The organism is Microbacterium sp. SY138, assembly GCF_039729145.1.
Classification (GTDB): Bacteria; Actinomycetota; Actinomycetes; order Actinomycetales; family Microbacteriaceae; genus Microbacterium; species Microbacterium maritypicum_A.
In genome coordinates, this window is record NZ_CP155793.1 from 3,814,622 (window position 1) to 3,835,698 (window position 21,077).

20 protein-coding genes are annotated in these 21,077 nt (G+C 68.9%); 3 read left to right on the plus strand and 17 right to left on the minus strand.

From position 1 onward, the window contains the following. Positions 1-15: 15 nt before the first annotated feature. Genes ABDC25_RS18425 through ABDC25_RS18435 form a run of 3 tightly spaced genes read right to left on the minus strand, consistent with a single transcriptional unit; the run spans position 16 to position 3,376 of the window. Positions 16-990: an LLM class flavin-dependent oxidoreductase gene (locus ABDC25_RS18425; protein WP_021201484.1), complete on the minus strand. Its 975-nt coding sequence runs from the start codon at positions 988-990 to the stop codon at positions 16-18. Then, complete coding sequence (locus ABDC25_RS18430) at positions 987-2,399, minus strand: dihydroorotase family protein (protein WP_029268024.1); 1,413 nt, start codon at positions 2,397-2,399, stop codon at positions 987-989. Before ABDC25_RS18430 ends, ABDC25_RS18425 begins: the two co-directional genes overlap by 4 nt. Further along, positions 2,396-3,376 carry a CocE/NonD family hydrolase gene (locus tag ABDC25_RS18435; RefSeq protein WP_347124071.1) on the minus strand — a complete coding sequence of 327 codons (981 nt, stop codon included), beginning with the start codon at positions 3,374-3,376 and terminating at the stop codon, positions 2,396-2,398. Before ABDC25_RS18435 ends, ABDC25_RS18430 begins: the two co-directional genes overlap by 4 nt. Before the next feature lie 230 nt (positions 3,377-3,606). On the opposite strand from ABDC25_RS18435, the gene ABDC25_RS18440 reads away from it, so the two are divergent. From ABDC25_RS18440 to ABDC25_RS18450, 3 genes are all read left to right on the plus strand, one after another. Then, positions 3,607-4,602, plus strand: a complete 996-nt coding sequence (locus ABDC25_RS18440; RefSeq protein ID WP_167255051.1) for a putative F420-0 ABC transporter substrate-binding protein — start codon at positions 3,607-3,609, stop codon at positions 4,600-4,602. 80 nt (positions 4,603-4,682) lie between these two features. After that, positions 4,683-5,669 (plus strand): putative F420-0 ABC transporter permease subunit, encoded by a 987-nt coding sequence (locus ABDC25_RS18445; protein ID WP_347126028.1) that lies wholly within the window; start codon positions 4,683-4,685, stop codon positions 5,667-5,669. Next, positions 5,666-6,475: an ABC transporter ATP-binding protein gene (locus ABDC25_RS18450; RefSeq protein WP_347124073.1), complete on the plus strand. Its 810-nt coding sequence runs from the start codon at positions 5,666-5,668 to the stop codon at positions 6,473-6,475. The genes ABDC25_RS18445 and ABDC25_RS18450 overlap by 4 nt, the downstream gene beginning before the upstream one ends. Positions 6,476-6,495: 20 nt before the next feature. Here ABDC25_RS18450 and ABDC25_RS18455 read toward each other — a convergent pair whose 3' ends face one another. From ABDC25_RS18455 to ABDC25_RS18520, 14 genes are all read right to left on the minus strand, one after another. Next, the gene (locus ABDC25_RS18455) at positions 6,496-6,972 is read right to left on the minus strand and encodes a hypothetical protein (protein WP_347124075.1); all 477 of its coding nucleotides are present in this window, start codon (positions 6,970-6,972) and stop codon (positions 6,496-6,498) included. 131 nt (positions 6,973-7,103) lie between these two features. Next, positions 7,104-8,132, minus strand: coding sequence for a 2-phospho-L-lactate transferase (cofD, locus tag ABDC25_RS18460; protein ID WP_347124077.1), 1,029 nt, complete (start codon positions 8,130-8,132; stop codon positions 7,104-7,106). Continuing rightward, positions 8,129-8,800, minus strand: a complete 672-nt coding sequence (gene cofC / locus ABDC25_RS18465) for a 2-phospho-L-lactate guanylyltransferase (protein WP_136024774.1) — start codon at positions 8,798-8,800, stop codon at positions 8,129-8,131. The genes cofD and cofC overlap by 4 nt, the downstream gene beginning before the upstream one ends. 10 nt (positions 8,801-8,810) lie before the next feature. Next, positions 8,811-9,863 (minus strand): glucose-6-phosphate dehydrogenase (coenzyme-F420), encoded by a 1,053-nt coding sequence (gene fgd / locus ABDC25_RS18470; protein WP_347124080.1) that lies wholly within the window; start codon positions 9,861-9,863, stop codon positions 8,811-8,813. Continuing rightward, positions 9,860-10,690, minus strand: a complete 831-nt coding sequence (gene cofE, locus ABDC25_RS18475) for a coenzyme F420-0:L-glutamate ligase (protein ID WP_021201474.1) — start codon at positions 10,688-10,690, stop codon at positions 9,860-9,862. The genes fgd and cofE overlap by 4 nt, the downstream gene beginning before the upstream one ends. After that, positions 10,687-11,679 (minus strand): TIGR03557 family F420-dependent LLM class oxidoreductase, encoded by a 993-nt coding sequence (locus ABDC25_RS18480; protein WP_347124082.1) that lies wholly within the window; start codon positions 11,677-11,679, stop codon positions 10,687-10,689. The genes cofE and ABDC25_RS18480 overlap by 4 nt, the downstream gene beginning before the upstream one ends. 216 nt (positions 11,680-11,895) lie before the next feature. Further along, a complete protein-coding gene (locus ABDC25_RS18485) occupies positions 11,896-12,297 on the minus strand; it encodes a hypothetical protein (protein WP_029260759.1) in 402 nt (133 codons plus the stop codon). 132 nt (positions 12,298-12,429) lie between these two features. Beyond that, positions 12,430-13,719, minus strand: a complete 1,290-nt coding sequence (locus ABDC25_RS18490) for an ABC transporter permease subunit (RefSeq protein WP_347126029.1) — start codon at positions 13,717-13,719, stop codon at positions 12,430-12,432. Further along, positions 13,720-14,247, minus strand: a complete 528-nt coding sequence (locus ABDC25_RS18495; RefSeq protein WP_347124085.1) for a hypothetical protein — start codon at positions 14,245-14,247, stop codon at positions 13,720-13,722. A gap of 47 nt (positions 14,248-14,294) precedes the next feature. Then, positions 14,295-15,455: an ABC transporter substrate-binding protein gene (locus ABDC25_RS18500; RefSeq protein WP_167255041.1), complete on the minus strand. Its 1,161-nt coding sequence runs from the start codon at positions 15,453-15,455 to the stop codon at positions 14,295-14,297. Positions 15,456-15,512: 57 nt separating this feature from the next. Continuing rightward, positions 15,513-16,637, minus strand: a complete 1,125-nt coding sequence (locus ABDC25_RS18505) for an ABC transporter ATP-binding protein (protein ID WP_021201469.1) — start codon at positions 16,635-16,637, stop codon at positions 15,513-15,515. Between the two features lie 71 nt (positions 16,638-16,708). Next, a complete protein-coding gene (locus tag ABDC25_RS18510; RefSeq protein WP_031208211.1) occupies positions 16,709-18,199 on the minus strand; it encodes a DHA2 family efflux MFS transporter permease subunit in 1,491 nt (496 codons plus the stop codon). 97 nt (positions 18,200-18,296) lie between these two features. Continuing rightward, complete coding sequence (locus ABDC25_RS18515; protein ID WP_021201467.1) at positions 18,297-19,910, minus strand: hypothetical protein; 1,614 nt, start codon at positions 19,908-19,910, stop codon at positions 18,297-18,299. Between the two features lie 124 nt (positions 19,911-20,034). Continuing rightward, complete coding sequence (locus ABDC25_RS18520; protein WP_021201466.1) at positions 20,035-21,003, minus strand: LysR substrate-binding domain-containing protein; 969 nt, start codon at positions 21,001-21,003, stop codon at positions 20,035-20,037. Between the last annotated feature and the right edge of the window lie 74 nt (positions 21,004-21,077).

Sequence of the window (21,077 nt, forward strand, 5' to 3'; positions counted from 1 at the left end):
GCGTCGGTGCGCGACTTATCGCAGCTTCGGAAGCACCTCGGTGCCGAGGAGTTCGATCTGCTCGAAGAACCGATCGAACTTGAAGCGGAAGTCGAACACCAGGTGCTCGGTGCCGACCTCCTCGAACCGCTTGATCTGCTCGACCGCCTCGTCGGGGCTGCCGACGATGAGCTGTCCTTCGAGGTCTTCGACGGTCTCGAAGCTGCCGGACGGCGGCTTCACCGCGAACTTGGCCTTGTTCGCCCAGGCGAGAAGGCCCGGGATGTTCACGTGCTTGAGCGCCTCTTCGCGGGTGTCCTCGATCGACGTGGGCGGGATGACGGCGATGGTCGGCATCGGGCGGCCGTTCTCGTCCGTCATCTCGCGCATGGTCTTGATGCGCTTCTCCATGGTGAGCAGGCCCGTGCGTCCGGGCATCCACCCGTCGGCGAACTCCGCCGCGAGACGGGCCGAACGCGGGGTCGCGCCGCAGTACCAGAACGGGATGCGTCCCCCCACGGGCTTGGGCTCGATCGTGACGTTCTCGAATGTGAAGATGCCGTCGTCGTAGGTGACGTCGTTCTCGGTGAAGACGCGGCGCAGGATCTCGGCGTTCGAGCGCACCATCTCGACGCGGTCGAGGTCGCCCCAGCCGATCGCGTCGAACTCGTGGTCGAACGTGCCGGCGCCGAAGCCGAGGATCAGGCGCGGGCCGAGCAGCTGGGTCATCGTGCCGGCCATGAGAGCGGTGACGAGCGGGTGCCGGAACGGGATGAGCGATCCGGTGCCGAGCTCGATCTTGTCGGTGACGGCACCGATGGCAGTGAGAGTCGTCAGCGCGTCGTAGAACGTGCGGTTCGGCTTCTCCATCTCGCCGTGCGGCTCGAACACCAGGTGATCGCGCACCCAGACGGAGTCGAATCCGAAGCTCTCGGCGAGCTTCGATCCCTCCAGGAGCTTCTCCTTGCTCGCCTCCTCGCCGAAGTGCGGCAGCAGCAGTCCGAATTTCATGTCAGTTCCTCTCCAGCGGCGAACGCCGCCCTGTCTTCCGCCGATGCGGCGAGCTTTCCGAATGTGCGGTCGCCGACGACCTCGTCGCCGACGTAGACGTCGACACCGCGCACGAGCGTGCGCTGGATGCGGGCGCTGATGGTGCGCCCGTCGTAGGGGGTCCAGCCGATCTTCGACAGCACGCCGTCGTTCGTGATCGTCCACTCGTCGGCGAGGTCGGCGATGACGATGTCGGCGTCCGCCCCGATCGTGAGCGATCCCTTCACACCCTCCAGGCCGAACTTGGCGGCGGGGATATGGGCGACCATGTCGATCGCGCGCTGCAGGTCGAGCTCGCCCTTGTTGACCGCGTCGAGCATGAGCTCGTAGTAGTACTGGATGCCGGGGGTGCCGGTGTGCGAACTCCACATCTGCGTCCACCCGACCTCCTTCTCCTCGCGCGTGTGCGGGGCGTGGTCGCTGGCGGCGATGTCGATCGTGCCGTCGCGCATGCCCTCCCAGACGGCCGCGCGGTTGTCGTCGGGCACCCAGTAGCTGAGCGCGTACGGGCCGAGGGTCTCGACGTCGTTCCAGGTCGACAGGAACGGCGCCCAGTGGTTGACCTCGCAGGTCACGTCGATGCCGTTCTGCTTGGCGCGCCGAACGGCCTCGATCGAGCGTCGGGTCTGGATGTGCGCGATGTGCACGGGACAGCCGGAGGCCTCGGCGAGACGCAGCACGACGTCGATGGCCGTGTCCCAGATCACACCCTCGCGCGCGGCGTAGGCGGAGGCGTAGCCCTCGGGGGTGTTCTCGCCGCGGGCGAGGTAGGCGCCCTCGATGTAATCCATGAGCGCCTGGTCGTGCGGGTGCACGATGAAGCGCTTGCCGGTCTGGGCGATGTGATCCATGATCTCGAGCAGGTGGCCGTGGTTGTGGATGCCGGTGCCGGAGGGGTGCGGGTAGTCGCGGCCCGTGTCGACGACCATGTAGATCTTGTACGCCCGGATGCCCATCTCGCTCATGCCGGCGATCTCATCGAACTTCGTCGGCGCGGGGTTGTGGTTCCAGTCGACGATCGACGACTCCTCATACCGGTGGAACACGTCGGTCAACGTGGCGACGTCGGTGGTCGGCGGCTTGAGGTTGGGCATCCCGAACATCGTGGTGACGCCACCGGCCGCGGCCTGCAGGCTCGTCGTGTAGATGTCGTCCTTGTGCTCGTAGCCGGGTTCGCGGGTGTGCACGTGCACGTCGACCATGCCGGGAAGCACGAGCTTGCCCGCGGCGTCGATCGTGCGCGCAGCCGCGACGTCGGTACCGGCCGCGACCATGCCCGCGACCTTGCCGTCGGCGACGAGCAGGTCGGCCAGGACCGGCCCTGCGGGGGTGACGACGGTGCCGCCGGTGATCTTCAGATCCACGCTCATCGCGCGACCTCCTCTTTGCTGTCGGACTGTGTCTGCACGGTTTCGGTGGTGAGGGATTCGCCGATCGCGGGCGACGGCGAAGACCGGTGGATGAGGTGCGCCGGGCGCACGTACCGGTCGAACCAGCCCACGATCACCGGGGTGGTCTGCTCCCAGTACGCGTCGTAGGCGGCGTAGTGGGTGGTGTGCCGCTGCATGATGAGCTGCTTCGGTCCGCGTGCCGCCTCGTAAAGCGCCTCGGCGTGGTCGGTCGGGGTGGTGGCGTCGCCTTCGACGCCGATCACGAGCAGCGGTGTGGTCAGGCGGCCGGCCGCGTCGATCGGCCGGTACGCGATGATGCCCTCGGCGCACGCGAGCGGCACGGCTGTCGGGATGCGGTCGTCGACGTCGGCCTTGATCTTCGTCGCCCGACGCTCGGCCGTGGGGATCATGATCTCCTCACGGGGGTGCACGATCCGCCCCTCCCCCGTGGCGACGCGCAGGCGGCGGTCCTCTTCGAGGGACTTCTGGAAGTCGAGCCACTCGTACTCGCTGCGCATGCGGTGCAGCCAGTCCTCGCCGTCGGCGACCGGCACCTGGCTGACCGCGGCCTTGATGCGCGGGTCGGCGTCGGCGAGGAGCACGGCGTTGCCGCCCCCGGTGCCGCCGGTGCCGAAGACCCCGATCGCGTCGGCGATCACGTCGTCGCGGGTGGTGAGGTAGGTCACGGCGTTCACCAGGTCCTGCAGCTGCCAGGCCGGCGAGAGGTATCCGCGGTCGCCTTCGGAGTCGCCGAAGCCGCGGTAGTCGATCACGAGCACGGCGAAGCCGGCATCGACCAGCGCCTCGTGGTAGCGCACGTAGAGCTTGGCGTCCTTCAGCCCGAGCCAACCGGGGCCCTGAACGATCGCGCGGTACGGACCTTGATGATCGGGGGTGCGCCACACGGCGGAGATGCGCTGACCCTCGCTGAAGTACGAGACGGGTGTGGTCTGCATGGGTTCCTCTCGGCTGAACGCGGCGTCGCGATCGGCGATGTGCGCCGCTGCGGTGGGGCGCTCTCCATCCTCGTCGATTTTGGATCCAGAATCCAGTATTGATTTGGATCCAGTATCCGCGCTACCATGACCCCATCGCGTCGACCCGATTGGCCGACGCCGGTGGTCCCGACCTGGACTGCGAACGTGCTCTCTCTTGCGCCCTTCCCGTCCTCGTCTCCCGGAGAACCATGCCTGCCACCGCCCGCGCCCTCGGCGCCCTCCCCGCCCTCGCCCTGCTCGTCGCCGCCGGACTCAGCGGCTGCGCCGGCGCGCCGGCGTCATCGGCCGAAGCGCCCGACGCCGAAACCCCCAGCACCGAGCCGATCGTGCTCGACAACTGCGGCACCGAGGTCTCGCTCGGCGCCACGCCGCAGCGCATCCTCACCGTGAAGTCGTCGACTCTCGAACTCGCGCTGGCCCTCGGCGCCGGGGATCGGATCATCGGCTCCGCCTTCTCCGACGGCCCGCTGCCTGACGATCTCGCGGCGGATGCCGAGGACATCCCGGTCGTCTCCGACAAGGTGCCGTCGAAGGAGGCCGTGCTCGACCTCGAGCCCGACCTGGTGTTCGCCGGATGGGAGTCGAACTTCTCGGTCGACGGCGCCGGTGAGCGAGCCGACCTGCAGAATCTCGGCATCACCACCTACGTCGCCCCCGCGGCCTGCAAGGCTCCGGCCTACATGCCCGACCCGCTCACGTTCGACACCGTCTTCGATGGCTTCGCGGAGGCCGGCCAACTGCTCGGCGAGACGGAGGCGGCGAGCGCGCTGATCGCCGAGCAGCGCGCAGAGCTCGACGCGATCACCCCCGACGACCGTGGCCTCACGGCGCTCTGGTACTCGTCCGGCACCGACCAGCCCTTCGTGGGCGCCGGCATCGGCGCGCCGGAGATGATCATGTCGGCCGCCGGGCTCGAGAACGTCTTCGCCGACGTGCACGACACCTGGACGTCGAGCTCGTGGGAGCTGATCGCCGAGGCCGACCCCGACGTGATCGTGCTGGTGGACGCCGCCTGGAACACCGCCGCGTCGAAGATCGCGCTGCTCACCTCGAACCCGGTCACCGCACAGCTCGACGCGGTGCGGAACGAGCGGTACGTGCTGGTCGACTTCCCGGCGACCGAGGCCGGCATCCGCAACGTGAAGGCCGTGGAATCGATCGTGACGCAGCTCGGAGAGCAGTGAGCGTCACGGTTCCGCTGCGCACGGCTCTCCCTGTCGCGGCGGCATCCGCTCCCCACCCCCGGGGACGTACCGTCTCGGCGATCACGGTGCTGCTGCTCGCCCTGGCGGGATCGGTGGTCGCCGCGGTCGCGATCGGGCCGGCCGACATCGCCCCGGCCGAGCTCGCGGCGAGCGTGTGGTCGCACCTGACCGGCGCGGCCACAGGCCTCACCCCGCTCCGCGACGCGATCATCTGGGAGGGGCGAGTACCCCGCGTTCTCACGGCCGCGGCGGTCGGAGGCGGCCTGGCCCTGTGCGGTGCCGTGATGCAGGCCCTCACCCGCAACCCGCTCGCCGATCCCTACCTGCTCGGTCTGTCCTCCGGCGCCTCGACCGGCGCGGTGATCGTCATCGTGCTCGGTGCGGCGGTGGCACTGCCGTTCGCCGCGTTCGCGGGTGCGCTGCTCGCCCTGACACTCACGTTGGGCCTCGCGCGCGCGGCCGGTTCCGCAGGAGCCACCGCCGTGGTCCTCGCCGGTCTCGCCGTGTCGGCCGTGCTCGCGGCACTGACCAGCCTCGTGATCTTCTGGAGCGCGACGAACGACAGCTACCGTGAGATCCTCAGCTGGCTGCTCGGCTCCCTCGGAGGTGCCGACTGGGCGGACGCCGCCCTCGCCGGGGTCGCCGTGGTGGTCTGCGCCGTCCCCCTGCTGGCTGCAGCCCGGCCACTGGACACCCTCGTACTGGGTGACACCGCAGCCGAGGCACTCGGCATCCCGGTGACCCGGCTGCGCGTGCTGCTCTTCGTGTGCACGGCGCTGCTGACCGGAGCGCTCGTGGCGGTGAGCGGGTCGATCGGCTTCGTCGGACTGATCCTGCCGCACGCGGTTCGGGCGGTCGTCGGCGCCCGGCATCGCGCGCTGCTGCCGGTCTCGTTCCTCGCGGGCGCCGTGTTCCTCATCTGGGCCGACACCATCGCCCGCACCGTGTTCGAGCCACGCGAGCTCCCGGTCGGGATCGTCACCGCTTTGATCGGCGGCCCCGTGTTCGCGCTGCTGATGCTGCGTATGCGGAAGAGCCGCGCATGACCGGAGTGCGTGAGGACGGCCTCGATGCCCGACGCATCCGATTCGCGCACGGGGGTCGGATCCTCTGCGACGACATGCACATCACCGCCCCCGGAGGTTCGGTGACCGCTCTCCTCGGACCCAACGGCTCGGGCAAGAGCACGCTGCTGCGGCTGATCGCCGGAACCCTGCGGGGCGAGGTCGAGACCCTCGCGCTTGACGGCGCATCGCTGCCGTCGATGCGGCGGCGGGAGCGCGCACAGCGCGTCGCCCTGGTCGAGCAGGAGTGGTCGACCGCCGAGGGGATGACCGGGCGCGACATCGTCGGGCTCGGACTGCTTCCCCACCGCGGGTGGCTGTCGTTCGAGGGGGCGCAGACGGATGCCGTCGCCACCGATGCGGCTCTCGTCCGCGCGGGGGCGCTCGAGTTCGCGGAGCGCGATGCCGCGACCCTGTCCGGCGGCGAACGCCAACGGGTGAACCTCGCGAGGGCCCTCGCTCAGCGACCGGCGCTGCTGTTGTGCGATGAGCCGACGAACCACCTCGATATCCGCGCGCAGCTGGACGCACTCGCCCTCCTCGCGTCCCTCGCGCGCGACGGCATGACCGTGCTGGCTGCTCTGCACGATCTCAATCACGCGGCGGCATTCGCCGATCGCGTCGTCGTGATCGCCGACGGTCACGTGCAGGCGCAGGGTTCCCCACAGGAGGTGCTGACGCGGGAGCTCATCGCGCGCGTCTGGCAGGTCGACGCCGAGGTGCTCCTCCGGCCGGGCAGCGATCGTCCACTGATCGTGTTCGATGCGGCTCCCGCCCTCACGCGCTGACCGGCTCGGACGATCGGGATTCAGACGAGCTCGGCGGATGCGAACTGCGGAGCGAGGACGAACGAGCCCAAGCGGTGCGCGAGCGCTTCCGCCTCGGCCTCCAGCGCCACCTGCTCCTGGCAGTCGTCGAGCGCCACGGAGCCGGCACCCCCTCCCACCCCGGCGAGCGCGCATACCTGCGCGGGTTTCCGCAGCTGGTCGAAGGTCATGGGCAGACTCTCGCATCGCGTGTGCCCGCACAGCAGGTGCGAGAGCTCGTGGATCACCACGTGCAGTCGGTACCACTGCGGATCGGAGCGGCGGACCGGAATCCTCGCACGGTCACCGTCGACGAGCAGGAACCGCGGAACGGCCCGCCACTCCTCCTCGTTCAACACGTCGACCTCGATGTCCAGCCCCAGCAGGGCGGACGCCCGTTCCGTGATGCACTGCATACTCGCGCCGCACTCGACCTCCAACTCTTCGAAGAGCCGGTCCACTCGGCTTCGACCACTCACGATTCCCTCACCCCTCGCACAGCCCGACCCCCTTTCGGCCGGACAACCCTCACAGTGGAGAGACGGCGGTGGGGGCCCGGTCATTACGCCGAAAGACTGGGAACTTTCGGCCAGTCTTTCGAGACCTGTGACTATGACGTTTGGTGCGCGTCGAGCTCAGCTGAGTGGAGAGCCTCGGCGGCGAGAGCCGTCGCAGTGTCGAGATCGCGCATCCACAGCGGATGCACCGGCGCGCGCAGTCCGGCCGCCTCGAGCCCGCCTGCGAGAGAAGCATCCTCCTCGGCGATGAGCCACGCATCCAACAGTCCGCCGGCTGCGCGTGCCCCGTAGTGGTGTCCGACCGCGTCGGCGGTGGCGGCGAGACCGATGGCGGCGAGACAGGCGTCGGCCATACCGCGCACGGGCGCACCGGCGATGATCGGCGACACCCCGACCACGGCTCCGGGGGCGGCACGTACGGCGTCGGAGATGCCGGGGACCGAGAGGATCGGCCCGAGCGAGACCACGGGATTCGACGGGGCGAACAGGATGACGTCCGCCGCAGCCAGCGCGTCGACCACTCCGGGTGCGGGCGCGGACTGCGCGATCCCCGGCGCATCGAACCGCTGCGCCGGGAGGGTCGCACGATGCCGGGTCCACCACTCCTGGAAGTGCATCCGACCCCGGGCGGTGAACACGTGGGTGTCGACTTCGGTATCGGTCATGGGCAGCAGTCGGATGCCGAGCGGCCATCGGGAGGCGAGGCGATCGACGACCTCGGTCACGGAGGCGCCGTCGCGGAGCCAGCCCGTGCGGGCGATGTGCGCACCGAGGTCGAGGTCACCCAACGTGAACCACGGCCAGCCGGCTCCCCATGCCTGCAACTCGGTGGCGACGCGCTCGCTCTCTCCCGCCCTCCCCCATCCGCGTGCGGTGTCGTTGACACCGGCGAGCGCGTAGATCATCGAGTCGACATCGGGCTGCAGCCGCAGGCCGCTGAGCCACAGGTCGTCGCCGGTGTTGACGATCACCGTGATCTCGGCTCGGGTTCCTCCCGCGGCATCCGGCCACCGTCGCCGTGCGGCCTCCCGCACACCGACCACGAACTTCGATCCGCCGACGCCACCGGCGAGGACGACGATGCGCGGGCCATCGGAGGTGTCGGCGACGCCGCCGGTCATGAGGCGAGCACCAGCGGTCGGTCGACCAGCGCCGCGGTGCGCGGGCCCAGTCCGGCACGGCGGGCGGCCCGCAGGTGCTCGGCATGATCGAGGTCACGTCGCAGACCGCTCAAGACGGGAAACCCGACCTCGACGAAGCCGGCCGCGCGATGTGCGGAGGCCGAGTCCACCCCGAAACACGGAGTGAGGTCGAAACCCGCCCGCGCCGTGGCGAGCACGGTGCCGGTGCCCTCGGCGTCCGGCACGAACGCCCGGGAGTGCGAAGAGGCGAACGCGAGCGCCCTGGCCAGCTCGTCGGGGCGCAGCGCCGGCAGGTCGCCGAGCATCACGGCACGAGGGCGCAGGTCGGGGGCCGCGCTCACGCCGAGCCCGATCGCCGCGGTCAGCCCTTCGCTGCGGTCGCGCACCAGTCGCACCCGCGGCAGCACACGCAGAGCGGTCGCCGTGACCTCGTCGCTCGTGACGACGATGACTTCGGCGACGCGCTCGCATGCGGTGGCCGCCTCGACCGTGTCGAGGGCGATCGCGCGGGCGAGGGGCTCGCGATCGACGCCGGGGATGCGCAACCGCGACTTGCCGATCTCGGCGCGCTTCACCGGGATCACCACGATCCACTCACGAGCGGGCACTCCCGGCAGCGGCACCCCGACTCCCGAACCGCGGATCATCTCCGTCGCCTCACCCGCGCAGTTCGGCAGCGGTGTCGCGCAGTACGGCGGTGTCGCGCAGCCGGGGCGCGATGTCGCGCTCGAACAGTTGCAGGAACCGGCGCTGGTCGTGACCCGGCGCGTGGAAGACGAGGTGGTTGAAGCCCCAGTCGATGTACTGCTGGATCTCGGCGGCCACGGCATCCGGGTCGTTCCCGACGATCCAGCGCTTGGCGATGGTCTCGAGCGGCAGCGCATCGGCGGCCTTCTCCATCTCGACGGGGTCGGTGATGTCGTGCTTCTGCTCCTTCGAGAGCGACAGCGGCGACCAGAAGCGGGTGTTCTCCAACGCCGCCTCCCGGGTCTCCTCGTACGACAGCTTGATCTCGATCATCCGGTCGTAGTCGTCGAACGAGCGCTCGGACTGCTCGAGCCCCTCTCTCACGGCCGGGAGCAGCTGGTCGACGTAGAGCTCCTGGCCCTTGCCCGAGGTGCAGATGAAGCCGTCGCCCGCGCGCCCGGCGTAGCGCGCGACCATCGGTCCGCCCGCGGCGATGTAGATCGGGATGCCGCCCTCGGGACGGTCGTAGATCGAGGCGTCGTGCGTGGAGTAGTACTCGCCGTCGAAGTTCACCCGGTCGCCCGACCACAACGCCCGCATCAGACGCACGGATTCGCGCAGCCGCGCATAGCGCTCCTTGAACTCGGGCCACTCCTGCTCCCCGGCGCCGCGGAATCCGGTCGCGATCTCGTTCAGCGCCTCGCCAGAGCCGACGCCGAGGATGATGCGGTCCTGGTACAGGCAGCCCAGGCTCGCGAACGCCTGCGCGAGCACGGCAGGGTTGTAACGGAAGGTCGGGGTCAGCACCGAGGTGCCGATGCGGATGCTCGACGTGCGCTCGCCCACCGCCGCCATCCAGGTGAGCGAGAACGGAGCATGGCCGCCGGTGTGGCGCCAGGGCTGGAAGTGGTCGCTCGCGAACACGGACTGCATGCCGTGCGCCTCGGCCGCGACCGAGATCTCGACCAGCTCCAGGGGGTCGAACTGCTCCGCGCTGGCCTTGTATCCGAGAGTCAGTGTCATGTCGCATCCTTCGTGTCGGGTTCCTGCTGTGCGTGTAGGTGCTGTTCCTGGGTGCCGAGGTCTGCGAGCGCAGCGGCGTAACCGTCGCGGTATCCCTGGTCGAGTGCTTCGGCGGTGCCCAACCAGAAGAGGTCGCGCTCCGCGCCGCGCACGATGCTGGCGGCCCCGGGCAGGGTGAGGGGTCCGACAAGGTCGCCCCGCCCGCGCACCACGGCGACCGGGTTGCCGCTCGCCTTGCCCTTGACCAGATCTGCGGCCGCGGCGAGCTCGTCCGCGACACACGGGGTCGTGACGCTCAGGACCTTTCCCGCCTGGTCGGTCGTGCCACGGAGGTCGGCGATCATGTGCACGCCCCCGCCGCCGATCGCGACGTCGGTCTGCCCTTCGCGCCAGGGACGGCCGAGGGTGTCACTGAGGATCACGCCCACCTCCGCGCCCGTGGCCGCCCGCAGTCCCGCGGCGAGCGCACGCGCCGAACGGTCGGGGTCTTCGGGGAGCAGCAGCACCCAGCCGTCCGGGGTGTTGCTGGCATCGACGCCGGCGGCCGCGGCCACCATGCCGAGCCGGTTCTCGACGATGCGCATGGTGTGCCCGTCGAAGGTGCGAGAGGCGACGAGCCGCACGGTCTCGGCGGTGATGGCCTCTTCGCGGTCGGCGGCCTGTACGTAGCGGCCTTCGGCCTTGGAGACGATCTTCGAGGTGACGACGAGGATGTCGCCGTGGGCGAGTTCGACGCCGGTCGCGAGGATCAGGGCCACGAGGTCATCACCGGGGTGCACCTCGCCGATGCCGGCGAGGGCGAAGACGGTGATCGCGGGGGCGCTCATGCGTGCACCTTCGGCAGCACGTCGCGGCCGAAGACCTCGACGAACTCCCGCTGGTCGGGCCCGACGTTCTGCAGGTAGATGCGCGTGAAGCCGAGGTCGACGTAGCGCTGGATCTGCGCGCGGTGCACCTCGGGGTCGGCGGAGATGAGCATCGAAGCCCGCATGTCGTCGGCCGTCACCCCGCGCACGAGTTGCTCGAAGTCGTACGGCGAGCGCACGTCGCCCCGGCGCATCCGGAGTCCGCCGATCGGCCACTCGGTCAGTGCGTTCGCGAGGGCCTGCTCGTCGGTCGGCGCCCACGAGAGCCGCAGCTGGAGCACCTTCGGGAGGCCCTCGGGATCGTGACCCGCCTCCCGTGCCCCCTCGGCGAATCGGGCGAGCAGCGGCGCGAGGCGCTCGACTTCGGCCGAGGTCGTGATCAGGCCGTCGGCGTTCCGGCCGGCGCGGCGAGCGGTGGCCGGGCCCGCCGTGGCCACGTAGACCGGTGGCGCAGTGGGCGGCATCGTCCAGAGCCGGGTCGATTCCATGCGGAAGTGCTCGCCACGGTGGCGGGTGTCGCGACCGGCGATCGAGGCGGTGAAGAGCTTGCGGATCAGGTCGACGGCCTCGAACATGCGGTCGATGCGCTCGGCGGGTTCGGGCCAGTATTCGCCGACGATGTGCTCGTTCAGCGCCTCCCCCGATCCGACGCCGAGCCAGGCCCGGTCGGGGTAGAGGGTCGCCAGCGTCGCTGCGGCCTGCGCGACCACGGCGGGATGCGTGCGGAAGCCGGGGGTCGTGACGCCGGGGCCGAGGTCGCCGGTGGTGTGCGCGCCGATCGCGCCGAGCATGGTCCACACATGAGCGGCGTTGCGGTGGCGGGGAAGCCAGGGCTGGAAGTGATCGGTGGCCATGATCCCGCGGAACCCGTGCGCCTCGGCGAGGACGCAGTTCTCGATCACGGCGGTCGGCTCGATCTGCTCGAGCATCGCGGCGTACCCGATGTGCATGCGGCCTCCTCACCCTTTCTTCTCCTGCTGTTCCTATTGAATGGATACTGGATCCAAAAGTCAAGGGAGAGGTTCGGAGTGGTGTCGAATGCACGGGATCTCGCCGAGCGCACGGCGTGTTCACGCCAAGAAGCCGTGCACTCGACAGGAAGCCGTGCACTCGGCGGGAGCGAGAGGGCGGGAGCGAGAGGGTGGGAGCGAGAGAGCGAGGGCGGGCTATCCCTTGTGCGGCCGCTCGACGCGGGCGAGGCGGGTCGCGGAGAGCGCATATGCCCCGGCCACCGCAAGCGTCAGCAGCGCGCCCAGAACGACAGCGGCCGGGAACGGGGCGGTCCCCGCTCGGAAGAGACCGACAACGGCCTGAACCGCGAAGAGCACGGAGAGGACCGCGCTGGAGAGAGCCGTCGTCGTCATCCGCCACCACGGCCGCGGCGCCATGCTCTCTCCGGGACCACGGAACACCCGCGCGGTGAACACCACCAGCGCGATGACCGCCAGCAGCGACCAGACATATCCGGCGAACAGATCCATCACGGCGAGGACGACCCCGATCATCGGGAGGATGAGCAGGGCTCCGACGACGATCCCGGCCTTGGCCGATGGTGCGCGTACACGCATCGCTCCCTCTCCTCTCCCCCACACGACAAAGAGCACGTTACCCGTCGAATGCACGTTATCCGTCGAGCGCACGGGATCTCGTCGAGTGCACGGCTTCTTCACGCCAGGAAGCCGTGCACTCGGCGGATGGGGTCAGCGCTTGTGACGCTGCACGGCCAGGGTCACCGTCGCGGAATCGGCCGGAGCGGGAGAGGCGGCGGCGAGGTCGGGGAGACCCGCGGAGACCGCCTTGCGTGTGCGACCGATCGCTCGGCGAGAGAGCGCCCACTGCAGGCCGTAGCCGATCGCGAACACCATCAGCGTGAAGATCAGCGCCATCGCGGCACCCTGGTCCGGCGCATAGAGCTGCGCCGAGCGCGGGTTGATCATCGCGTAGATGTACATCGACAGCGGCCGCGACGACGGGGTCGCCAGGAACGCCGGGAGCGTGAACTCATTGGTGCCGAGGATGAACATCTGGATCCACACCGCCATCACGGTCGGCATCAGCAGCGGCGCGATGATGCGTCGGAATCCCTCGAACCGACTCGCTCCGCTGGTGAGCGCCGCCTCCTCCAGCTCCGGCCTGATCTGCAGCGTCGCGCTGTACGACGAGCGGTAGGCGATCGACACCCGGTAGGAGTACGCGATCACGAGCGCGAGCAGCGTGCCCGCGATCGGGATGTACGGGTTGATCACCATGAAGGTGAGGAACATCGCGAAGCCGGCGATGGTCGCGGGGATCGCGACCGATGAGGAGGCGAACAGGTCCATGGCCTTCACCCACCCGGTCTTCTTGCTGCGGGCGATGCCGTAGGCGAGCACCGTTGCGAAGACCACCGCGATCGTGGCGCTGCCGCCCGCGATGATGACCGTGCGTCCGAGCGACACCCAGAACTCGGGGTCGGCGAGCACCGTGCCGAAGGCGCCGAAGTCGGTGCTGCCGAGCATCGCGTCGATCGAGAACGCCACCGGATAGGGCGTGATCGCCGCCCACAGCAGAGCGAGCAGAGGGAGGATGCCGGTGAGCAGGATGAACACGGCGACCAGCAGCATGACCGGGATCTTCCACGGCCCCATCCGCATGGTCGACGGCCGGAAGCCCTTGCCCGACACCGAGGCTCTGCGCTCGGCGTTGCGTGTCGCCCGCAGGTAGATCGCGAACGCGACGGTCGTGATCACGAGGAACACCAGCCCCCATGCGGCGGCCAGACCGTACTGCGGCAGTTCGCCCGCGTTGGAGCTGATGAGCGTCCAGAGCTTGAGGGCGAAGATGTCGCGTCCCGACTCCTGGCCGAACAGCAGCGGCACCTCGAGACTGCCGAGGCCGAGGATGAAGGTCAGCACCGTCACCCCGAGGAGCCCCGGCCACAGCATCGGTAGCGTCACTCGACGAAGCGTCTGCGGCCAGGAGGCCCCCGAGACCCGCGCCGACTCCTCCAGCTAGCCGTCCATGTTCGTCAGGATCGGCACGATCATCAGGTACGGGAACGTGACGTTCGTGAGCGCCTGGATGAAGATCATCGTCGGGAACGCATAGGGATCGATCGGCACGTCGCTCGCGAACGGCAGCAGCCGCAGCAGCTGGTTGAGCACCCCCGACTCGGGCGACAGCATCAGCAGGTAGGCCTGGGCCTTCACGATCGGCGGGATGATGTACGGCACGATCACCAGCACCGAGATCAGACGGCGCCACGGGGCATCCGTGCGCACCGTGACCCAGGCGAGGCCGAACGCCATCAGGAGCGTGAGGAGCGTGGACCCGCCGACGAAGGCGCCGGTCGCGCCGAGCACGCCCCAGAAGTCTTCGCGCAGCTGCCACAGGGTGACGAAGTTCTCGACACCCCACTGGGCCGACGAGACGCCGAAGGGCAGGAACGGACCACGGAACGCGGTGATCACCTGGACGATCAGCGGCACCGCGAGAAGGATGAAGATAACCGCGCCCGAGACGATCATCGCGATCGTCATCGTGGTGGGACGCTTTCGCCCCGTGGTCCGTCCTGCCTTGAACATCGTTATCCGTTCAGCGCCTTGTCGGCGGCGTTGATCATGGCCTGCCAGTCGTCACGAGTGGCCTGCGTCTCGGTCTCGGCGCCGTTCTCGAGGCCGAGCAGCAGCGCGTCGGAGTTCGTCTTCATGAGCCCGGTGGACTCGGCGAAGGTCGCGGCGGGGAGACCGGCGAACGGCACCTGCGTGCTGGCGAAGCGCTCGTCCGTCATTCGGAGGCTGATCCAGTCGGGGTCGAATGCGTTCCACAGGGTCCACAGCGCGGCCCCCGGCTTGTTCTTGGCGTCGGAGTTGACGCCGGAGAACTGCGCCCAGACTCCCGCGTGCTCGAACGGTGAGACCTGCAGCGCCGGGTTCGGGTTGAACAGCGTCTGGTTGAGCGCGATCGGCACGTCACCGCTCGACAGCGGAGCGCCCTGGTCCTCCAGCAGCTTCAGGTTGCCCGACGACAGGAGCTCGTCGATCAGCGAGACCATCTTGTCCTCGCCCTCCGCCATGCCGTATCCGGCGAAGACCACCGCGTTGTATCCGGCGACCGACACCTTGTCCTTGTATTCGGGGGCGAGCAGCCCGTCGAGCGTCTCGGGCACCGCGGTCACCTTGTCGGTGTTGTACTGGATGAGCGTGCCGTTGATGCTGTCGGGCATGAGCTCGGGGGCGCCGATGGTCAGGAACTCCTTCGGAACGCCGAAGCTCTCCCAGTCGACCTTCTCCCAGAAGCCCTCGTCGTACATCGCGGCCATCGAGGTGATCGAGCCGGACACCACATCGGTGTTGCGCGAACCGGTCGCCTTCGCCGAGATGATCGCCGACGACAGGTTGTACGTCAGCCCCCTGGTCTCGACCTTGATGTCGGGGAAGCGCTTGTTGAACTGCTCGATCACGTCAGGCGACAGCTCGTACCAGTCCCAGATGACCAGGGTGCCGCCGTCAGCCTTCTTCGCCTCTTCGTAGAGGGCGTCGAGCTGCTTGTCGATCTCGGGCCAGTACTCGTCGTAGAAGTTCTCGCAGCGGGTGATCGCTCCGACTTCCACGGCGTCGCAGGTGGCCGACGCGGCGTCGCCCTCGAGCGCGCTGTCACCGCCGCCGGCATCGGTCGAGGTGTTGCATCCGGTCAAGGCGAGCGCGAAGACCGCCGTGATGGCGACAGCTCCCAGTGTTCTCTTCATGATCTGAATGTCCTCTCTGACATCAGGTGTGTGATTGCGGGTGTGGTGCGGGGTGGATCAGGCGCCCAGCACGCGGCAGGCGTGCGAGACCAGTTCGAGGAAGACCCTGCCGCCCTCGGGGGGTGTCGCGAGTGGCGCTCCGCGTCCGACGATCGTGGCGACGGGCTCGCCATCGGTGAGCACTTCGGCCTCGTACTCGACGATCTCGCCGAGGAACTCCACCCGCACGATGCGCACGGGAAGGACGTTCGGGCGATCGATGTCGGTCTCATGCCAGCGCACGGTCTCGGGCCGGAATGTCAGCGTGACCTCGTCGCCGATCGAGACCCCGTCGGGCACCGGCGTCTGCAGCCGGGTGCCGAGCGCCTCGACCACCGCGTCGCCGGCGCCGTCACGATCGATCACCACGGCGGGGATCATGTTCGCGCGACCGACGAAGTTCGCCACGAATCGGTCGGCCGGCTGGTCGTAGAGCTCGCGGGGTGACGCCTCCTGCACGATGCGTCCGCCGTTCATCACGGCCACCCGATCCGACATCGACAGCGCCTCGGATTGATCGTGCGTGACGTAGAGGGCACTGATGCCGAGGGTGCGCTGCAGGCTCCGCAGCTCGTTGCGCATGGTGTCGCGCAGCTTGGCGTCGAGGTTCGACAGCGGCTCGTCGAGCAGCAGCAGACGCGGTCGGTGGGCCAACGCACGAGCGAGGGCCAGGCGCTGCTGCTGACCGCCTGAGAGCGCGGTGGCCGGGCGCTGCGCGAGATGATCGAGCTGCACGAGCTCCAGCGCCTCCATCGCCCGCTTGCGCGCCTCCTGCTTCGGAAGCTTCGAACCCGCGACCTGCAGCGGGAAGATCGCGTTGGCGAACACCGTCATGTGCGGCCAGATCGCGTAGTTCTGGAACACCATGCCGATGTCGCGCTTGTCGGGCGACACGTGCGCGGTGCCGGTCGACAGCACGTTGCCGTCGAGCGAGATGACGCCGCCGTTGCTCCGTTCGAGGCCGGCGACACAGCGCAGGGTGGTGGTCTTGCCGCATCCCGACGGGCCGAGGAGCGAGTAGAACGTCCCGGGCTCGATCGTGAACGTGACGTCCTTGACCACGGGGACGGCGGCGCCGTCGAGCTCATAGTCCTTCTTCAGGGCGTCGACGACCAGTCGACCGCCTCCGGAGCTGACCGTCATCGGAGTCCTCTCGTCCATCGTGCTCGTGGTCGGATTCGTTCTGGATGTTGGATCCACTGCGATCGCCGCCATCATCGTCCCTCTCTCACGACAGAACCCGCCGTCTGCGGGGTGACCGGGGCTCCCCAGGCTCGCGGCTTCTCGAAGAACACCACGACGACCGCGCACACCGCGAAGGCGATGGCCGAGAGCAGCAGCGACTGCGACATGGCCGCGGCCAGTCCGATCCCGTCCTTCGTCGACAGCTCGCTCCCCGGGTGGATCGCCCCTGGCACGAAACCGGTGATGTGCGCGGCGAGCGTCACGTTCATCAGCACCGCCAGCAGCGCCGATCCGATCACGGACCCCATCTGCCTGGTGGTGGAGTAGACGCCGGATCCCGCTCCTGCTTGCGTGTGCGGGAGATTGCGGGTGGCCGTCGACGCGAGCGGACCGAACATCCCCGATACGCCGACGCCCAGCAGCGCCGAGGGCAGAAGCAGGAGCCAGAACGGGGCGTCGATCGTCATCGTCGCCGCATACCAGGCCATGGCCACCGCCGAGATGACGAAGGCGGCGAAGGTGACCCACCGCGGACCGATCCGGTCGCTCAGCTTGCCGACGAACGGCCCGAGCACCCCCGAGACGACCGCCATCGGTGCGAGCATGAGCGCTGCGAGCGTCGGGTCGAGCCCGCGGGCGACCTGGAAGTAGAAGGCGAGGGGGACGGGCATGGCCGTGATGCCGACACCGACGAGGAAGATCGTGGCGTTCGCGACCGAGAAGTTGCGGTCGCGGAAGAGGCTGAGGGGCATGAGGGGCTCTGCACGATTGACGCGCTGCCACACGACGAAGAGCACCAGGAGCACGGCTCCGGCGACGATGACGCCCCACACGGTGACCGGACCGAACATCACCCCCCAGTCGTAGACCTCGCCCTCCTGGATGCCGAAGACCAGCAGGAACAGTCCGAGTCCGGACAGCGCGACCCCCACCACGTCGAAGCGGTGCGGGTGTCCTTCGAGATCGGGGACCAGACGCCAGGCGACGACGAAGGCGACGATCCCGACAGGCACGTTGACGAAGAAGATCCACTCCCAGCCGACGGTGTCGGTGAGCACGCCGCCGAGGATCGGGCCGACGAGCGTCGCGAGCCCTCCGACAGCGCCCCACGCCCCCATCGCCTGACCCCGACCGCGCGGCGGGAACACCCGCGCGATGATCGCCATGGTCTGCGGCGTCATCAGCGCGGCACCGAAGCCCTGCACGGCGCGAGCCGCGATGAGCATCTCGATGCTGCCGGCCAGACCGCACGCGAGCGAGGCGAGGGTGAACAGCACGAGCCCCACGAGATAGACCCGTTTGGGACCGAAGCGATCCCCCAGGCGACCGGTCACCAGCAGGGGGACGGCGTAGGCGAGCAGGTAGGCACTGGTGACCCAGATGACCGTGGTCAGGTCGGCGTCGAACGCCGCGAGGATGACCGGGTTGGCGATGGCCACGATCGTCGTGTCGACGAGGATCATGAAGAAGCCGATGCACAGCGCCCACAGGGCCGGCCACGGCCTAACTGTCTGAGTCATGGATCACTTTCGGGACGGATCGTCAGGGGTCGGGAGCCGGTGTCCGTCCACTCAGCCCCTTATGTGGAGGACGGACACCGGAGTTTCCGGGAAGAGTTCAGCCTTCGGTGGCGGGGAGACCGACCACGGGTTCACCCAGCAGCGGGGTCGACACCGCGTAGATGCCGTGGTTGGCGAAGAGCCAGATCACGTTGCGATCCCACTCCACGAAGATGCCGTGCACGGGTGCGGCGAGGTCATCGTCGTCCTTGAGGCCGATCGGAGGGACGAAGTACGCGCCGACCTGGGGGTTCTCCGGGTCGCGCACGTCGAAGATCTGCAACCCCGCGGCGTAGAACGCGTAGGGGATGACGCCGCCGTGCGGTGTGCCCGTGTTGGTGAAGTACCCCGAGCGCTTGGGCCCGAACGACCCGCGGCGCTGCGCCCAGTCGGTGAACGCGGCCTCTGCCGGCGGCGTCGGGCGCGGCAGCGTGCGCACGACCCGCGGGTTCGTCGGGTCGCTCACGTCGATCTGATAGATCTCCTTGGCCGGCTCGTAGCAGTCGGTGTTCATCGGGTAGCCCGAGACGTAGACGTAGCCCGTCTCCTCCACCTGGGTGGTGTCGACGTTGTCGCCCTCGGTGCCGGCGACGCTGACCGGCAGGTGGCACCAGCCGACGTGGTGGATGTTCGCGGGATCGGACACGTCGAGCACGAAGAAGCCCTGACCACCCTGGGCGGCGTAGCCGTACTTCCATCCGGACTCGACCGAGCGCGGCAGGAAGATGCCCATGCGCGAGCCGAACCACGAGGTCTTGTTGTTCCAGCGCTCGTTGTCCGCGAGGTACTCGGAATCCGCCTCCTCCCCGGCACGGGAGCCGGGCACCCACCAGTTCGAGAGCAGTTCGGGCTTCGCCGGGTCCGACACGTCGTAGGCCGCGTGTCCGGCGGTCCACAGCGTGGTCTTGTACGGCTGGTTGGTGAAGGTGTTGTCGGGCGCGGTCGCCACGAACAGGTACTTGTCGCCGTAGTAGACCGGAAGGTCGAGCACGCCGTTGCCCTCCTGGATCTCGTCCGGCCCGTGGTTCGGATCGGTCGAGACCTCGGTGAGGAGGGTCCAGTCGCGGGGGCTCGGGCCGTTCATCTCCCACGTGCGGAAGCCGCGCAGGCCCTCCCACTCCTTCAGCTGGCCCTCGACGGTGTCGTCGATCCACTTGTTGGCGACGCGCCCCTTGAGGAAGTACCGCGGAGTCTCGCTCGCCTGGATCGCGATGTGCTTTCCGAGCTTCTGGTTCCACTGCACCGTGGTGGCGCCGAACTGCGGGCGGGGGTCGTCCCAGCCCCACTGCTCCTCGTCGACGATCGTCAGGTCGCGAGGGTCGGTGATGTCGTAGAGCTTCCAGTGGTTGCCGCCGCCGTAGTGGAGCATGAGGCGACGGCCGTCCCAGTCGTAGATGCACTGCCACGAGTGACTGGTGTTCACCACGATCGGGTAGAACGCCTCGGCCTTGGCGTTGAGCGCATACGTCTCGGGGTCGCGGTAGTCGAGCTGGCCCGGCCAGTCGATGAAGACGTCGCGCGGGACGGACGGCGTGTGCGCCGGCGGCAGGAAGGTACCGTCGGGCTGCATGCCCCAGCTGGAGGGATCGGGATCGGCCGGTTCACCCTCGACGCGCTGGAAATCCTCCGGGCGGTACTTCTTCGCATCGGGCACGTAGGGAGAGCCGGCCATGTCGCCTCCATTGGCTGAATCGGGTGAGATCGTCACGACGTGGTGTCGTTCTCATCAGGTTCGTCCCGGTGAAGCGATGCTGTCCAATATCCATACGGGTCAGAGCTATGACCGTTCGGGCATATCAGCCGGCGAAGCGCGGCTCCGTCTCCGCGTAGTCCCGCTCGAGCTCCGCCAGGCGGGCGCCCTCTTCGCGCAGATGGGTCAGCAGCGCGGTGGCCGCCGGCGACGGCGCCCGATCCTTCGGCACCGTCACGCCGACCGAGCGGCGGATGGAGCTCAACGGCGTGGGCAGGATCCGCAGTTCACGGTCGTCGACGGCGATGAACATCGGCAGCGCCGCGATCACGTCGGTCGAGATCAGCAGGGTGCGCAGTGTCAGCATGGAGGTGCACTCGACGCGGTCGGGCGGCAACGGCAGCCCCTCGTGGAAGAAGACCGCTTCGAGCTCGGCCCGGAGCGCCGTCTGGGCCACGGGGAAGATCCAGGGATACGCGATCAGCTCGGCGAGGGAGTTCGCCTTGACACCGCCGAGCACCGGATGCCCGGCCCGTGCGACCAGACGGATCGGCTCCAGGTGCAGTCGCTCCTGCTCGAGCCGCACCGGCACCGTCGGCGAGAGCCGCCCGACGGTCAGGTCGAGGTCGCCCGCGAGCAGCAGCTGCTGCAGGGTGTCCGGGGTGCCCTCGCGCACCACCACGGTCAGCCGTGGATGCTCGGCCTTCAGCGCCGCGATGGCCCGCGGCAGCAGCAGGTTGGAACCTGCGAGGTGCGTGCCGACGGTCACCGTGCCGAGCTGCCCCGACTGCAGCAGCCGCACCTCCTCCCCCGCGGCGCGCAGCTCGGCGAGCACCGAGCGGGCGCGCTCGATGAACGAGTGCCCGTATTGCGTCGGCCGCACGCCGCGCGGCAACCGTTCGAACAGCGGCACACCCAGCACCTCTTCGACCTCGCGGAGACCGCGGGTGACGACCGGCTGGGTGATGTGCAGCGACTCGGCGGCGCGCACCAGGGTGCCTTCGTCGGCGATGGCGGTGACGAGGACGAGGTGGCGGATCTTGACCCGCCCGTCGAGCAGTCGATCGGTGACCATGATCCGGACTATAGCCGTACGGGCATGGCAGTGCATCAAGAGAGTATTTGTCGGCATCCCTCGAACGTTCCTAG

Excerpts from the sequence above, each read along its gene's own strand:
- ABDC25_RS18430 (WP_029268024.1), bottom strand. The coding sequence starts at position 2,399 with ATGAGCGTGGATCTGAAGATCACCGGCGGCACCGTCGTCACCCCCGCA.
- ABDC25_RS18440 (WP_167255051.1), top strand. The coding sequence starts at position 3,607 with ATGCCTGCCACCGCCCGCGCCCTCGGCGCCCTCCCCGCCCTCGCCCTG.
- ABDC25_RS18510 (WP_031208211.1), bottom strand. The coding sequence starts at position 18,199 with ATGACTCAGACAGTTAGGCCGTGGCCGGCCCTGTGGGCGCTGTGCATC.
- ABDC25_RS18450 (WP_347124073.1), top strand. The coding sequence starts at position 5,666 with ATGACCGGAGTGCGTGAGGACGGCCTCGATGCCCGACGCATCCGATTC.
- ABDC25_RS18520 (WP_021201466.1), bottom strand. The coding sequence starts at position 21,003 with ATGGTCACCGATCGACTGCTCGACGGGCGGGTCAAGATCCGCCACCTC.
- cofE (WP_021201474.1), bottom strand. The coding sequence starts at position 10,690 with ATGAGCGCCCCCGCGATCACCGTCTTCGCCCTCGCCGGCATCGGCGAG.
- cofC (WP_136024774.1), bottom strand. The coding sequence starts at position 8,800 with ATGATCCGCGGTTCGGGAGTCGGGGTGCCGCTGCCGGGAGTGCCCGCT.
- ABDC25_RS18500 (WP_167255041.1), bottom strand. The coding sequence starts at position 15,455 with ATGAAGAGAACACTGGGAGCTGTCGCCATCACGGCGGTCTTCGCGCTC.
- ABDC25_RS18435 (WP_347124071.1), bottom strand. The coding sequence starts at position 3,376 with ATGCAGACCACACCCGTCTCGTACTTCAGCGAGGGTCAGCGCATCTCC.
- ABDC25_RS18495 (WP_347124085.1), bottom strand. The coding sequence starts at position 14,247 with ATGACGATCGCGATGATCGTCTCGGGCGCGGTTATCTTCATCCTTCTC.
- ABDC25_RS18515 (WP_021201467.1), bottom strand. The coding sequence starts at position 19,910 with ATGGCCGGCTCTCCCTACGTGCCCGATGCGAAGAAGTACCGCCCGGAG.
- ABDC25_RS18425 (WP_021201484.1), bottom strand. The coding sequence starts at position 990 with ATGAAATTCGGACTGCTGCTGCCGCACTTCGGCGAGGAGGCGAGCAAG.
- ABDC25_RS18485 (WP_029260759.1), bottom strand. The coding sequence starts at position 12,297 with ATGCGTGTACGCGCACCATCGGCCAAGGCCGGGATCGTCGTCGGAGCC.
- fgd (WP_347124080.1), bottom strand. The coding sequence starts at position 9,863 with ATGACACTGACTCTCGGATACAAGGCCAGCGCGGAGCAGTTCGACCCC.
- cofD (WP_347124077.1), bottom strand. The coding sequence starts at position 8,132 with ATGACCGGCGGCGTCGCCGACACCTCCGATGGCCCGCGCATCGTCGTC.
- ABDC25_RS18505 (WP_021201469.1), bottom strand. The coding sequence starts at position 16,637 with ATGACGGTCAGCTCCGGAGGCGGTCGACTGGTCGTCGACGCCCTGAAG.
- ABDC25_RS18480 (WP_347124082.1), bottom strand. The coding sequence starts at position 11,679 with ATGCACATCGGGTACGCCGCGATGCTCGAGCAGATCGAGCCGACCGCC.